Below are 14,574 nucleotides of genomic sequence, written 5' to 3'. Positions count from 1 at the left end.
ACCATCCCTTCGTCCTTTTTCATGCCGGCAAGGACTGGCGGCATTTCTGCTTGCATCGACCGGAACACGATGGGACCATGGCTGAAAGCTGGCTGTAACAGTCCAGTCAAGCACGTGCGTTAAACGCGTCTGATCTGTCGATCCGGGAGACGAAGATGAAGAAGATCGCCGCCATTGCCGCTTTGTCCGCCTCGGCGCTCGGCCTGTCGGCCGGCGCATCCTTTGCCGACTACACGCTGAACATCCTGCACATCAACGACTGGCATAGCCGTATCGAGGGCAACAACAAATATGAATCGACCTGTTCGGCCGACGAAGAGACCAAGGGCGAATGCGTCGGCGGCGCAGGCCGGCTGATCACAGCGATCGCTCAGGAACGCAAGAAGCTCCAAGGCCAGAACCTGCTGCTGCTCAGCGCCGGTGACAATTTCCAGGGCTCGCTGTTCTACACGACCTACAAGGGCAAGGCAGAAGGCGAATTCCTCAACGACATGAAGTTCGACGCGATGGCGCTGGGCAATCATGAGTTCGACGATGGGGAGGCGGCGTTGGCACCCTTCCTCGACATGATCAAGTTTCCCGTCCTCGGCGCCAATGTGAAGGCCAACGCGCAGTCCAAGCTCGGCGATCGTGTCAAACCGTCGATCGTCCTCGAGGTTGGCGGCCAGAAGATCGGTATTATCGGCGCCATTACCAACGAAACGCCGGAGATTGCGTCACCCGGCCCGAACATCACCATCGAGGATGACGTCAAATCGATCACCGCCGAGGTCGAGAAGCTGAAAGGGCAAGGCGTCAACAAGATCATCGCCGTGACCCATATCGGCTACAGGCGCGAGCGTGACGTCATCGCCAAGATCCCCGGCATCGACGTCGTCGTCGGCGGCCATAGCCATTCGCTGCTGTCGAACACCGATCCGAAGGCGGAGGGGCCCTATCCGACGATGGTCGACAATCCCGACGGCTACAAGGTCCCGGTCGTCCAGGCGGCGTCCTATTCGAAATATCTCGGCGAGTTCAAGGTGGTGTTCGACGACAATGGCATTGTCAAATCGGCCAGCGGCGACCCTATCTATCTCGACAAGTCGATCACGCCCGATCCGGCCGTGCTCGCCCGCATCAAGGAACTCGGCGCGCCGATCGAAGCCTTGAAAAACAAGGAAGTGGCCGAGACCACCGATGTCGTCGACGGCAGCCGGGAGAGCTGCCGCGTCAAGGAATGCGCGATGGGCAACCTCGTCTCGGACGCCATCCTCGACCGCGTCAAGGCACAGGGCGTCGAGATCGTCATATCGAATGGCGGCGGCCTGCGTGCCTCGATCGACAAGGGCACCGTCACCATGGGCGAAGTGCTGACGGTGCTGCCGTTCCAGAACACGCTGGCGACCTTCCAGATTTCCGGCAAGGATCTGGTGGCCGGGCTCGAGAGCGGCGTCAGCCAGGTCGAGGATGGCGCCGGCCGCTTCCCGCAGGTCGCCGGCTTGAAATACTCGTTCGACAAGTCGGTCGCACCCAATGCCGGCCGCATCAAATCCGTGGAGGTCATGCAGGGCGGCGCCTGGAAGCCGATCGATCCGGCCAAGGACTATCTCGTTGCCACCAACAATTACGTTCGCCAGGGCGGCGACGGCTACAAGGTCTTCGCCGACAAGGCCAAGAATGCCTATGACTACGGTCCGGGTCTCGAACAGGTCGTTGCCGACTATCTCGGCGCGCACCGTCCCTACACGCCGAAGCTCGAAGGCCGCATAACTGAAATCGCCACACCTGCTGCGCCAGCCGCCGAGCCCGCAAAGCCCGCCGAAGCGGCGCCGGCGACCCCGGCCCCCGCACCGGCTGAACCCGCCAAGCCGGCGGAAGCCGCACCTGCGGAAACGGGCCCCACAATGCCTGAACTGCCGGCCAACTCCGGCGACATCGCCAACACGCCGCCGGCCATGTCTACGGAGCCAGCGCCAGCAGCCGCGCCCGCGCCCAACGAACCGGCCAAGCCGGCCCAGCCTGCGCCCGCGACTGCGGAGCCTGCGAAACCCGCCGAGCCTGCACCGGCAAAGCCGGCAGAACCTGCACCCGCAAAGCCGGCCGAACCTGCGCCTGCCCCCGCGCCAGCGGCACCGGCTAAACCCGTCGAGCCCGCGCCGGCGCCCAAGCCAGCCGAGGCTGCGCCTGCCGAAACCAGCCATGTGGTCGTCGCCGGCGACACCTACTGGGACCTGGCCAAGCAAGCCTATGGCGACGGCACCAAGTGGAAGGTCATTTCGGCCGCCAACAAGGGCTACGAACCGCGACGGCTTCCGGTCGGCGCCACGCTGACCATCCCAGCGAACTAGCCGCGCTGCCTACCCCAAAGACAGACCCGTCCGGAAAACCGGGCGGGTTGTCTGTTTTCGGGATATTGCTATGACCGACGCGGCGTCGCCCGTCACGAGGTGCGGCCACGGGCTGCATTGAAAGCGGGCGCAAGAGGCTTAGCTTCGCGTCTCCTGGAGAACCATCATGACGCTTTCCACCCCTATCGACGTCAAGGCCGCGAAGGCAATCGGCCCATTGCCGGCCGGACATCCGCCGGTAAGAATCGGCAAGATCGGCGTCATGCTGGTCAATCTCGGAACGCCCGACGGCACCGACTTCAAGCCGATGTGGAGGTATCTGAGGGAATTCCTGTCCGATCCGCGCGTCATCGAGCTCAACAGGGCGATCTGGTATCCGATCCTTTATGGGCTCGTCCTCACCACGCGGCCGAAGAAGTCGGGGGCCAACTATGCCCTCATCTGGAACCGCGAGAAGAACGAGTCGCCCCTGCGCACCTACACCCGCGCCCAAGCCGAAAAGCTGAGCCAGGCGCTGGCCGACATGCCCAATGTCGTTGTCGACTGGGCGATGCGCTATGGCAATCCTTCGACCGCGAGCGTTGCCAGAAGTCTTGTCGAGCGCGGCTGCGACCGCATCGTCGCCTTCCCGCTCTATCCGCAATATTCGGCCACCACGACGGCGACCGCCAATGACCAGCTTTTCCGCGCGCTGATGAAGATGCGCGCCGCGCCCGCCATCCGAACCGTGCCGCCCTATTATGACGAACCGGTCTATATCGAGGCGCTGGCTCGATCCATCGAGCGGCATCTGGCCACGCTCGACTTCGAGCCGGAGGTGGTCATCACCTCCTACCACGGCATCCCGAAGCCCTATTTCGAGAAGGGCGACCCCTATCACTGCCATTGCCAGAAGACGACGCGACTGCTGCGCGAACGCCTGGGCTGGAGCGAAAAGAAGCTGATGATCACCTTCCAGTCGCGCTTCGGCGCCCAGGAATGGCTGCAACCCTATACCGACAAGACTGTCGAGCATCTGGCGCAGCAGGGCGTGAAGTCGATCGCGGTCGTCAATCCCGGTTTCTCCGTCGATTGCATCGAAACTCTGGACGAGATCGGCCGCGAGGCGGCCGAGACCTTCCATCATGCGGGCGGCGAGAACTTCGCCCACATCCCCTGTCTCAACGACAGCGAGGAGGGTATGGCCGTGGTCGAGGCGATGGTGCGGCGGGAACTGTCCGGCTGGGCCTGATGGCCCGCAAACTCGACCTCAGGACTGGCCGGCCCGTCTGGTCCGCCTATCGGTCGCCCACCGTTCCGACGACGATGCTGACGCGCGATACCAAGGCCGACGTGCTGATCGTCGGCATGGGGATGAGCGGCGCCATGATGGCGGAAGCGCTGACGGCAGACGGCCATTCCGTTATCTGCATCGACCGGCGCGGCCCGCTGCAAGGCTCGACGTCGGCGACGACGGCATTGGTGCAGTTCGAAATCGACCAACCGCTTTCGACCCTGTCGAAGATGATCGGCCGCGCGTCTGCGGAGCAGGCCTGGCGGCGCTCGCGGCTCGCCGTTTCCAGCCTCGGAGCCCATATCGCAGAACTCGGCATCAACTGCCGCCTGAGCCGCACCCGGTCGCTCTACCTGGCTGGAACAACGCTTGGCCCGTCGGAACTGCGCGACGAAACCGATGCGCGGCGGCAGGCGGGCATCGCCGCGACCTATCTTTCGGCAGCACCCCTGGCCCAGGAATTCGGCATTAGTCGCGACGGCGCCATTCTAAGCCATGACAACATCGCCCTCGACCCGCGCAAGCTTACGTCGGGGCTGCTCCTCAAGGCCCTGGAACGCAAGGCGCGGCTTTATGCACCCGCTGAAGCGATGACGATCGAGGACAGCGCCGACGAAGTGGTCGTCGCCACCAGGGAGGGCCCGACCATCACCGCGCGCAGTGTCATGCTGGCCACAGGCTACGAACTGACCGACATCGTGCCGGCGGCGGCCCACCGGATCATTTCGACCTGGGCGATCGCCACACGCCCGCAGCCGCGAAATGTCTGGCAGGGAGCGGCGTTCATATGGGAGGCATCCCACCCCTATCTTTACCTCAGAGCCACCGCCGATGGCAGGGTGATCTGCGGCGGCGAGGACGAGGATTTTGTCGACGAGGTACGGCGCGATAGACTGATCGCCGACAAGAGTGCGCGCATCGCGCAAAAGCTTGGCCAATTGTTTCCGCATCTCGATGTGGAGCCGGAATTCGCGTGGACCGGTTCCTTCGGCACGACGACCACGGGCCTGCCCTATATCGGCGCCGTTCCGAGACATCCGCGCATCCATGCGGTCATGGGTTATGGCGGCAACGGCATTACCTTCTCGAGGATCGCATCGGAGATCGTGTCAGCCACGATCCGGGGATCGGACGATACGGATGCAAAGCTGTTCGCTTTCAACCGTTGACACCACGGCGTGAAACAATAGCCCATCGCCTGATTGTAACGCTCCTGAAACACACTTAAGTATTTGGTGAAGTTGTCGGAGGGGAACGCTCCGGTGGCCGGCGACGAGGGAGAGCCAAATGGACTTCAGTGGTTTCGATATTGCAATTCTTGTTCTGGTCGCTCTTGTCGTGCTGATCCTTTTCAAGGGCATCCGCACAATTCCGCAAGGCTACAACTACACCGTCGAGAGGTTCGGCCGTTACACCAAGACGTTGACCCCCGGCCTCAACCTCATCGTGCCCTTCGTCGATCGCATCGGCGCCAAGATGAACATGATGGAGCAGGTGCTCGACGTTCCGAGCCAGGAGATCATCACCCGTGACAACGCCATTGTCGGCGTCGATGGCATTGCCTTCTTCCAGATCCTCAACGCAGCGCAGGCAGCCTATCAGGTCGCCGGCCTGCAGAACGCGATCCTCAACCTGACGATGACCAACATCCGTACCGTCATGGGTTCGATGGATCTGGACGAATTGCTGTCCAACCGCGACGCCATCAATGAGCGCTTGCTGCGCGTCGTCGATGAAGCCGCCCATCCCTGGGGTATCAAGATCACCCGCGTCGAGATCAAGGATATCAATCCGCCGGCCAATCTCATCGAATCGATGGGCAGGCAGATGACGGCGGAGCGCAACAAGCGCGCGCAGATCCTGGCCGCCGAGGGCCTCAAGCAATCGCAGATCCTCGAGGCCGAGGGCCGCAAGGAAGCCGCTTTCCGCGACGCCGAAGCCCGCGAACGCTCCGCCGAGGCGGAAGCCCGAGCCACGCAGGTCGTGTCCGAAGCAATTTCCAAGGGCGACGTCCAGGCGCTGAACTACTTCGTTGCGCTCAAATACACCGAGGCATTGGGAAGGATCGGCACCGCGACCAACAGCAAGATCGTGCTGATGCCCTTCGAGGCGACGTCCCTGATCGGCTCGCTGGGCGGCATTGGCGAGATCGCCAAGGAAGTCTTCCGCAGCGAGGGAACGACCGGTTCGCAGAGGCAGGCCGCGCGCCCCCCAATCGTCAGGCCGGGCGAGAACTGAGTTCATAGGAGGCTGCTCCCATGATCGATCGTATCATCGCCGAACTTGGTCCCTGGAACTGGATGATCCTGGGCTTCGCACTCCTGGTGATGGAGGTCATTGCCCCAGGCATTTTCATGCTGTGGATCGGCATCGCGGCGCTGCTGATCGGGGTCGTGTCGCTGCTGATATGGGACGCAGGCTTCTGGACGGGGCAGGTCCAGGTGCTGGCCTTCCTGGGACTGTCGCTGGTCTCGGCCTATGTCGGCAAGACGCTGGCGGGCGGCCGCAACGCTCCGACCGACCAGCCTCTGTTGAACCGACGGGGGGCGCAATTGATCGGCAAGATGGCCACCCTGGCTGAGCCGATCAAGGATGGCCGCGGCCGCATCAAGCTCGGAGACACGCTCTGGCGCGTCGCCGGCCCGGACCTCCCGGCCGGCACGCAGGTGCGCGTCACGGCCGCCGCGGACACCGACCTGGAACTGACGGTCGAGGCGGTTTGAGCCGAGGGCATTTGGGCGCGTGCCGGCCCTAAGGATCGCCCACGCCGAAATTCAACACCCAGACCAGCGTCACTCTTCATGCGGCGCCGATGCGCAGCAGGTCGTGCAGATGTACCAGCCCGACCGGCCGGCTGCCCTCCACGACCATCAGGCTGGTGATGGCCGAACTGTTGATCGTCTGCAGCGCCGTGGCCACCAGCGTGTCCGGCGTCGCCGTCTTCGGACCCCTTGTCATGACCTCGTCCACCGTCATTGCCAGCAGATTGCCGCCGATATGGCGCCTGATGTCGCCGTCGGTAATAATGCCGACCAACGCGCCGGCGGTGTCGGTGATGGCGACGCAGCCAAAGCCCTTGCTCGACAGTTCGAGGATCGCGTCCTTCATGCTGGTGCCTGTAGCGACCAGCGGGAGCCTGTCGCCGATATGCATGATCTCGCGGATCTGCGTCAGGTTCGCGCCGAGTTGGCCGCCCGGATGGAAGGTGCGGAAATGGTCGGGCGTGAAGCCGCGCGCCTCCAGCAGCGCGATCGCCAGCGCGTCGCCCATGACCAGTTGCAACAGCGTCGACGTCGTCGGCGCCAGGCCGTGCGGACAGGCCTCCGGAGCGCGAGGCAACAGCAGCACAACATCGGCGGCCCGCGCCAATGCCGATGTCTCTCCGGCGGTGATGGCGATCAGCGGGATGGAGAAGCGCCTGGAATAGGCGACGATGCCCATGAGTTCCTTGGTCTCACCTGACCAGGACATGGCGATGATGGCGTCATCCCTAGCGATCATGCCGAGATCGCCGTGATTGGCTTCCGCCGGATGGACGAAAAAGGCTGGCGTGCCGGTCGATGCCAGCGTCGCCGCGATCTTGGAACCGATGTGACCGCTCTTGCCGACGCCGGTAATGATCAGCCGGCCTTCGATCCTCGAGATCGTGTCGACGGCCTCGGCAAAAGGCCCTGCCAGCCCGTTCTCCAGTGCCGCTGCAAGCGCCGCGACTCCTGCCTGTTCGGTCGCCACCGTTCTCAGCGCCGACGCGATCGACGCTTGCCTGTCCAACGGTTTCTTATCGTGTGGTCCCGCATGCATGGGTGATGCGATTAGCGCTTTGGCATGCGACTGTCCAACAGAATTGGCGCAAAGGCATGGCGCTCCGGACGAGTGCGTTGACATGGGTCCGGGCGTGGCGGCCAAAGCCAAGGCTTCGGCCGCGCCGTCGACAATCCATTGGGATCTGGTGCTGGCGATTGCCACCGGGCCTTGCCTCAACCCTCCGTTAACCATCCCCATTTACGGTTCGGTAAGTATGGCGCGCGTGCGTCGCGCGAGCAGTGGTGGCGATGTCCGAGGCCCGGCCAAAACGATCGAGAGCACGCAAGGGCAAGGCGGTCTGCGCCCTGCTCCTGGCGACCAGCGTTTTTGCCTTGCTGCGCCCGAATTTGCTTTGCGCGCAGGAAACGGAACTGCGCGGAGAGGTCTCGGAATCGGCGATTCTCTCCGACCAGCAACGCAAGGCCAGGCAGCTCGCCCTGGCCGCGCAGGGCCAGCAGGCCGCGACGCAGGACAATGCACCGGCGCGGACCTATCTGCCGGCCAGCGCAGGAGCGGTGCCGGACGACACCAAGAGCGGCGATGAGACCGCGACCGGCAGTATCTTCGATCCACCCACATCAACGGATGATACGTCTGCCGACACGCCCGTGGCTCCCAAGCCACGCCGCACGTCGGCCGCCACGAAGATCACCACCGGCACGGACAAGGCAGGCGACAAGGCAAAGAAGAAAAAGATCACGACGAACGCGGCCACCGCGCCCACCACGGAGCCGAACAGCACCGACACGGACCAGGACGGCGCCAATCGTCGCGCCGTCACCATCGACAGCGCCGAGAGGCTCAAGCTCGATGCCGAACGCGCGACGGCCATCGAAGGCCAGCAGCGGAAGATCGACGACGATCCATTCGCCGCCACCGGTATCAGATGGGGCTCCTTCGTCATCCGGCCGACGCTTGAACAGGGCCTGACCGCCACATCCAACGGCGATTCGAGCAGTTCCGGCAAGTCCGCGCTGCTCTCCGAAACCGCCCTGCGCTTCTCCGCCGCCTCCGACTGGCGCGAGAATTCGGCGGTCATCGACGGCAATGGGCTTTTCCGCGAGAGCGTGTCGGGTTACCCGGTCCACAATGGGCAGGGCCGCATCCAGGGCCAGCTCAACGTCGATCTCACCAACGAACTGAAGGCCATCGCCAAGCTCGGCTATGAGGCCGCGCCTGAATCGGCGTCCTCGCCGGATGCCATTGCCGGCGTGTCGTCGCAACCGCTGCGACAGACCCTCAACGGCAGCCTCAGCCTCGAGAAGGATGTCGGCAAGATGCGCTACGCGCTGACCGGCGCGGTCGAGCACGATTTCTATGGCGATGCCGAGCTTTCGAACGGCACCTCACTGTCGCAGAAGGACCGCGACTCGACGCTCTACACGGCGACCCTGCGCACCGGCTACGAAATCTCCCCCGCCATTACGCCCTTCACCGAGATCGAGGCGGGCCGCCGGATCTATGACCAACGCATCGACGCCGACGGCTACGAACGGTCCGCGACCCGGCTTGGTGCCCGCGCCGGCCTGCAGCTGGACATGGGCGAGAAATTGTCTGGTGAATTCTCCGCGGGCTGGCTGCGGGAAGCGATCGATGACGACAGGCTGGGGGCAGTTTCCGGCGCCACTGTAAGTGCGGACCTCAAATGGTCACCCGAACGCGGCACGATCATAGGCTTGACCGGCCAGACCACAGTCGAAGGCACGACAACCGCGGGACAGAGCGGCGACATCCTCTATTCGGCCCGCCTGACGGGCGAACGGAAAATTCGTGCCGACCTGACCGGCAACGCCGCACTGGGCGTGGACTGGCGCGACTATAGCGGCATTGACGGTCACGACTTGACCCTAAGCGCCGAGGCCGGCTTGACGTGGTGGCTGAACCGCTATGCTGGGCTGGTCACCCGGGTAAGGACCGAGAAGCTGACCAGCAACCAGGAAGGCCGCGACTATACGGCCAACAGCATCTTCCTTGGCGTCAAGCTGCAGCGATGAAATCGCTCAAGCCCGGCCATGGAAGCGCCGGCCGCTGCTAGGATCAGAACCCGGCGCCATGATGCTTTGACGGCTCGATCTCATCGAGAAGCGTGCGGATGACGCCGGTCATGTTCTCGCTCATGTCGCCACGCCACAGCGCGAAGGCGACATTGGCCTCGACAAAGCCTTCCGGCGACCCGCAATCGAAGGTCCGGCCCTGATAGTGGTAGCCGTAGAAGGACTGCTGCTTCTCCAGCTTGAGCATGGCGTCGGTCAGCTGGATCTCGTTTCCGGCGCCCTTTTCCTGGCCCTCCAGGATCTTGAAGATCTCCGGCTGCAGGATGTAGCGCCCATTGATGTAGAGATTGGACGGCGCCGTGCCGGCCTTGGGCTTCTCGACCATCTCGGTGATGCGGAAACCGTGATGCGTATCCTCGCCCCGTCCGACAATGCCGTATTTATGGGCTTCGGCCGGGTCGCACTCCTGCACGGCGATGATGTTGTTGCCGGTCTCCTCGTAGAGTTCGACCATCGACTTCATGCAGCTCTTCTCCGACTGCATGATCATGTCTGGCAACAGAAGGGCGAAGGGCTCGTCGCCTACCAGTTCACGCGCGCACCATACGGCGTGGCCAAGCCCCATCGGCACCTGCTGGCGCGTGAAACTGGTCTGTCCAGGCGCCGGTTGCAGCCGCTGCAGCCGGGCAAGCTGATCGTTCTTGCCGCGCTGCGCCAGCGTGTCATAAAGTTCGAATTGAATGTCGAAATGGTCCTCGATGACCGCCTTGTTGCGGCCGGTCACGAAGATGAAATGCTCGATGCCTGCCTCGCGCGCCTCATCCACGACATACTGGATGACGGGCCTGTCGACGACGGTCAGCATCTCCTTGGGGACAGCCTTGGTGGCCGGAAGAAACCGCGTGCCGAGGCCGGCGACCGGGAAAACTGCCTTGCGAACTCTCTTCATCGTCTTGTTACCCGCTTGCTGGCCAGCTCCGCACCCATCTCGACATTATGACGCCGGAATTAAGGATTACTTGAGCGGTGGAGGAAAACGCACACGTAAAGCGTCGAAGCGAGATTTCGTTCCAGATGCGGCCCATGGTAAACCAATTCCTAACCCGGTTCGGTGATGAATGGTCTTTCCCGTTATAGAGAAGGAGGAAAAGATGTCCGTTCGCAATGTCGCAAAGCGTTTCGCCGGCGCCGTGACGGCAGCCAGCCTCTCGCTCGCTTTGCTGATGCCCTCCGGCCCGGCTTTCGCCGATTCCGGTTTCAGGCAGTGGGTCTCCGGCTTCCGTGCCACAGCCATTCAGGGCGGGGTTTCCGGCGCCGTTTATGACCAGGCTTTCAGGGACATCAGGGACATCGACCCGGTGGTGCTGGAGAAGGCACAAACGCAGCCCGAATTCACCGCACCGGCCTGGGACTATTTTGACAATCGTGTCCACGATCAATCCGTCACCGTCGGCCGGCAGATGGCCAGGAAATGGAAGCCGTGGCTGGACAGGATCGAGGCGAGGTTCGGCGTCGACCGCAACATATTGCTGGCCATCTGGTCGATGGAATCGAATTATGGCGAAATCCTCAAGCGCGACGACATCATGCGTAATGTTGTGCGCTCGCTGGCGACCTTGGCCTATGCAGATCCGAAGCGGGCAAAATTCGCCCGCACCCAATTGGTCGCGGCGCTCAAGATCCTGCAGACCGGCGATATCGACGAGAGCCATCTGAGCGGCTCCTGGGCGGGCGCCATGGGCCACACCCAATTCATCCCGACCAGTTACCAGCATTATGCCGTGGACATGGACGGTAACGGCAAGCGCGATATCTGGAACTCGATCCCCGACGCTCTAGCAACATCGGCCAATCTGTTGAAGAAAAACGGCTGGCAGGCAGGCAAGACCTGGGGCTACGAGGTCACACTGCCGGCTGGCAAGCTCCCCGCCGGCTCGAAGACGCTGGCGCAATGGCAGGCGCTCGGTGTCGTCAGGGCCAGCGGCAAGCCGTTCAAGAACCTGACAGACAAGGCGACGCTGAAAGTGCCGGACGGTCGCGGTGGGCCGGCCTTCCTGATGATCAGGAACTTCTCGGTGATCAAGGCCTACAATAACGCCGACAAATACGCGCTTGCAGTCGGTCTTCTTGCTGACGAAATCGCCGGTTCCAACGGACTTGTGCAGGATTGGAAGCGGCCCTTCACGAAGCTCAGCTTCGAGGAGAGGCAGGAGTTGCAGAAGCGCCTGTCCCAGCACGGTCTCTACGAAGGCAAGTTTGACGGCAAGATCGGCGACGGGTCGAAGACCGCCATCATGGCCTTCCAGGCCAGGGCCGGCCTCACCCAGGATGGCTATCCGAGCTTGGAAGTGCTGAAATGGCTCCGGCGGAAATAGAGCCAGCGACGGTGCCGCGCGGCCTTTCCGCCGCGTTCGCGACACTGTAGCAATCCGGCGGCGCAGCCCTGCAGATCATTGCGCCTGCGGGATCTGCCATGGAGATGGAGGAGCAATGGCTTCGGCCGTGGGCATCGCAGGGCTTGTTCGTCGCGCGCCAATTGTGATTCTGGCCGTCATCCTGCTTGCCGTTGGTGCTGCGGCCGCCTTTCACGGCCCGGCATTGGCGCAGGAACAGCCGCAGCAAAGCCGCGGCTGGTCGTTGCGCGATCTGCTTTTTCCCCGCCGCCTCGAGCGGGTTCAGCCGCCGCAGGATCTGCCCAAGCCCAAGCGCCGAAAACCCCGCGCCCCGCGCGCGCCGGCCGAACCCCAGGTCCCGATAACCGAAAAGACGCCCGATGCCCGCATCGTTCTGGTGGTGGGCGACTTCATGGCCTCGGGGCTCGCCGAGGGTCTAGACGCGGCCTTTGCCGAAAATCCCGCAGTGAGGATCATCTTTCGCGGCAACGGTTCGTCCGGCTTTGTGCGCGACGACGTCTATGACTGGCCGGGACAGATAAAATCGCTGATCGACACCGAAAAACCAGCTGCCGTGGTTGTCATGCTGGGCGCCAACGACCGCCAGGCGATGAAAGTCGGCGATGTGCGCGAACCGCCCCGATCCGAGAACTGGACGAAGGAATATGAGCGCCGCACCGACGCACTCGGCAAGGCCATTTCCGCAGAGAAGCTGCCGTTCCTCTGGGTCGGCATGCCGGCATTCAAGGTGCCGAAAATGACCTCGGACATGCTCGCTTTCAACGACATCTACCATCAGGCGGCCGAAAACCATGGCGCGGAATTCGTCGACGTCTGGGATGGCTTCGTCGACGAGAACGGCGCTTTCATAACCAGCGGACCCGACACCAACGGCCAGGTCGTGCGGCTGCGCACCGATGACGGAATCAATGTCTCGAAGGCCGGCAAGCGCAAGCTCGCCTTCTATACCGAAAAGCCGCTGTTGAAGATCCTGGGCCTGGCCGCCCCCGGAGGAGCCGTCACCGCCTCCGCTCCGGCCGGCGCTCCCGTCAAGGAGCCGGCGCCGGCTGCGGCGCCGATCGTCATCGACCGCACCGCGCCGATGCTGCTCAGCGATCCCGCGCTCGACGGCGGTTCCGAACTGATGGGTGCGGCACCGCCGGCAAACAACAATCCGGACCTCCCTGGCGAAAAACTCGTCGTGGAGGGCAAGGCGCCCGAAGCTTCACCCGGCCGCGCCGACGATTTCACTTGGCCGCCAACACCTCGGCCAACGGCCAATGCGGTCGTGACCGGCACAAGGGCAAGCAATCCCTAACGGGGCAGCACGCTGGACCCCATCAGCGCTTCGTCGATCGAACGCGCGGCCTGGCGGCCTTCGCGGATTGCCCAGACGACGAGCGACTGGCCGCGGCGTACATCGCCAGCCGCGTAGAGCTTGTCGACGCTGGTCCTGTAGTCGCGGTCATTGGCCTCGACATTCTTCGACCGACGGCTGTCGGTGACGATCTTGATCTGCCCGTCGAGCTCCGTAACCAAGCCTGCGGTGGTCGGGCCGGCAAAACCGATGGCGATGAAAGCGAGATCGGCGCGGATCACGAATTCGCTGCCGGGGATGGGCTTGCGCTTTTCGTCGACTTCGCAGCACTTGACCCCGGTCAACTGGCCTTCCTCGCCGATGAACTCGAGCGTCGCCACCTGGAATTCGCGTTCCGCGCCCTCGGCCTGCGAGGACGACGTGCGCATTTTGGTTGCCCAGTAGGGCCAGACTGAAAGCTTGTCTTCCTTCTCCGGCGGCTGCGGCCGGATGTCGAGCTGGGTGACACGCACCGCGCCCTGGCGGAACGCCGTGCCGACACAGTCGGACGCGGTATCGCCGCCGCCGACGACGACCACATGCTGACCGCTGGCGATGATCGGGTGGGAAGGCCATGCCACCGACTGGATAGGCTCGCCTCCAACCCGCCTGTTCTGCTGCACCAGATAGGGCATTGCATCATGCACGCCGCCAAGGTCGTCACCGGGAATGGCAGCCGCGCGCGGAGTTTCCGAGCCACCGCAATAGAGAACGGCATCATACTCCGAGAGCAGTTCCGTCACGGGCTTGTCGACGCCGACATTGACGCCGCAATGAAAGGTCACGCCCTCGCCCCGCATCTGCTCGACACGGCGGTCGATATAGTGCTTCTCGATCTTGAAGTCGGGAATGCCATAGCGCATCAGCCCGCCCGGGCGGCTCTCGCGCTCATAGACATGCACATCGTGGCCGACGCGGCCGAGTTGCTGGGCGGCCGCCATGCCGGCCGGTCCCGAGCCGATGATGGCCACCCGCTTGCCGGTCTTCTTCTCCGGCGGATAAGGCCTGATATGGCCGGTTTCATAGGCCTTGTCGGCGATCGCCTGCTCCACCGTCTTGATCGCGACCGGGATGTCCTCCAGGTTCAGCGTGCACGCCTCCTCGCAGGGCGCCGGGCAGATGCGGCCGGTAAACTCCGGAAAATTGTTGGTCGAATGCAGGTTGCGGATCGCGTTGTCCCAATCGCCGGCATAGACGAGGTCGTTCCAGTCGGGGATCTGGTTATGGATCGGGCAGCCGGTCGGCCCATGGCAGAACGGGATGCCGCAATCCATGCAGCGCGCGGCCTGTTTCTCGACCTCCTTGTCCGACATCGGCAGCGTGAATTCGCGGAAATGCCGGATGCGATCGGAGGCCGGCTGGTACTTGTGCACCTGCCGGTCGATTTCGAGAAAGCCCGTTACCTTGCCCATGGTCCAGTTCC

At 63.4% G+C, this 14,574-nt stretch carries 11 protein-coding genes; 8 read left to right on the top strand and 3 right to left on the bottom strand.

Annotated features, from left to right (window positions below; translation table 11 throughout):
• The first annotated feature begins 155 nt into the window (after positions 1–155).
• The 5 genes from LB513_RS17480 to LB513_RS17460 all read left to right on the top strand — a co-directional run bounded on the left by LB513_RS17480 (position 156) and on the right by LB513_RS17460 (position 6,326).
• Positions 156–2,330 (top strand): bifunctional metallophosphatase/5'-nucleotidase, encoded by a 2,175-nt coding sequence (locus LB513_RS17480; RefSeq protein WP_224664750.1) that lies wholly within the window; start codon positions 156–158, stop codon positions 2,328–2,330.
• Between the two features lie 166 nt (positions 2,331–2,496).
• Positions 2,497–3,561, top strand: a complete 1,065-nt coding sequence (gene hemH, locus LB513_RS17475) for a ferrochelatase (protein ID WP_224664749.1) — start codon at positions 2,497–2,499, stop codon at positions 3,559–3,561.
• Positions 3,561–4,772 carry an NAD(P)/FAD-dependent oxidoreductase gene (locus LB513_RS17470; RefSeq protein ID WP_224664748.1) on the top strand — a complete coding sequence of 404 codons (1,212 nt, stop codon included), beginning with the start codon at positions 3,561–3,563 and terminating at the stop codon, positions 4,770–4,772. The genes hemH and LB513_RS17470 overlap by 1 nt, the downstream gene beginning before the upstream one ends.
• A 118-nt stretch (positions 4,773–4,890) precedes the next feature.
• Positions 4,891–5,841 (top strand): SPFH domain-containing protein, encoded by a 951-nt coding sequence (locus LB513_RS17465; protein WP_224664747.1) that lies wholly within the window; start codon positions 4,891–4,893, stop codon positions 5,839–5,841.
• A gap of 20 nt (positions 5,842–5,861) precedes the next feature.
• Positions 5,862–6,326: an NfeD family protein gene (locus tag LB513_RS17460; RefSeq protein WP_224664746.1), complete on the top strand. Its 465-nt coding sequence runs from the start codon at positions 5,862–5,864 to the stop codon at positions 6,324–6,326.
• A 76-nt stretch (positions 6,327–6,402) separates the two neighbouring features.
• Here LB513_RS17460 and LB513_RS17455 read toward each other — a convergent pair whose 3' ends face one another.
• Positions 6,403–7,404 carry an SIS domain-containing protein gene (locus tag LB513_RS17455; protein WP_224664745.1) on the bottom strand — a complete coding sequence of 334 codons (1,002 nt, stop codon included), beginning with the start codon at positions 7,402–7,404 and terminating at the stop codon, positions 6,403–6,405.
• A 251-nt stretch (positions 7,405–7,655) separates the two neighbouring features.
• On the opposite strand from LB513_RS17455, the gene LB513_RS17450 reads away from it, so the two are divergent.
• Positions 7,656–9,401, top strand: coding sequence for an outer membrane beta-barrel protein (locus LB513_RS17450; protein ID WP_224664744.1), 1,746 nt, complete (start codon positions 7,656–7,658; stop codon positions 9,399–9,401).
• Positions 9,402–9,444: 43 nt separating this feature from the next.
• Here the strand turns inward: LB513_RS17450 and galU are convergent, their stop codons facing one another.
• Positions 9,445–10,350 (bottom strand): UTP--glucose-1-phosphate uridylyltransferase GalU, encoded by a 906-nt coding sequence (gene galU, locus LB513_RS17445; RefSeq protein WP_224664743.1) that lies wholly within the window; start codon positions 10,348–10,350, stop codon positions 9,445–9,447.
• Positions 10,351–10,552: 202 nt separating this feature from the next.
• Here galU and LB513_RS17440 point away from each other — a divergent pair, with 202 nt between their 5' ends.
• Positions 10,553–11,776 carry a lytic murein transglycosylase gene (locus LB513_RS17440; RefSeq protein ID WP_224664742.1) on the top strand — a complete coding sequence of 408 codons (1,224 nt, stop codon included), beginning with the start codon at positions 10,553–10,555 and terminating at the stop codon, positions 11,774–11,776.
• Positions 11,777–11,891: 115 nt separating this feature from the next.
• Positions 11,892–13,112 (top strand): DUF459 domain-containing protein, encoded by a 1,221-nt coding sequence (locus LB513_RS17435; protein ID WP_224664741.1) that lies wholly within the window; start codon positions 11,892–11,894, stop codon positions 13,110–13,112.
• Here the strand turns inward: LB513_RS17435 and LB513_RS17430 are convergent.
• Positions 13,109–14,563, bottom strand: a complete 1,455-nt coding sequence (locus tag LB513_RS17430; protein WP_224664740.1) for a glutamate synthase subunit beta — start codon at positions 14,561–14,563, stop codon at positions 13,109–13,111. The two genes, LB513_RS17435 and LB513_RS17430, sit on opposite strands and share 4 nt — an antisense overlap.
• Positions 14,564–14,574: the final 11 nt, after the last annotated feature.

Origin of the sequence: Mesorhizobium sp. ES1-1 (assembly GCF_020164785.1) — a bacterium.
Lineage (GTDB): Bacteria > Pseudomonadota > Alphaproteobacteria > Rhizobiales > Rhizobiaceae > Mesorhizobium.
The sequence above is the reverse complement of the archived record's forward strand: the minus strand, read 5'-3'. Positions and strand labels throughout refer to the sequence as shown.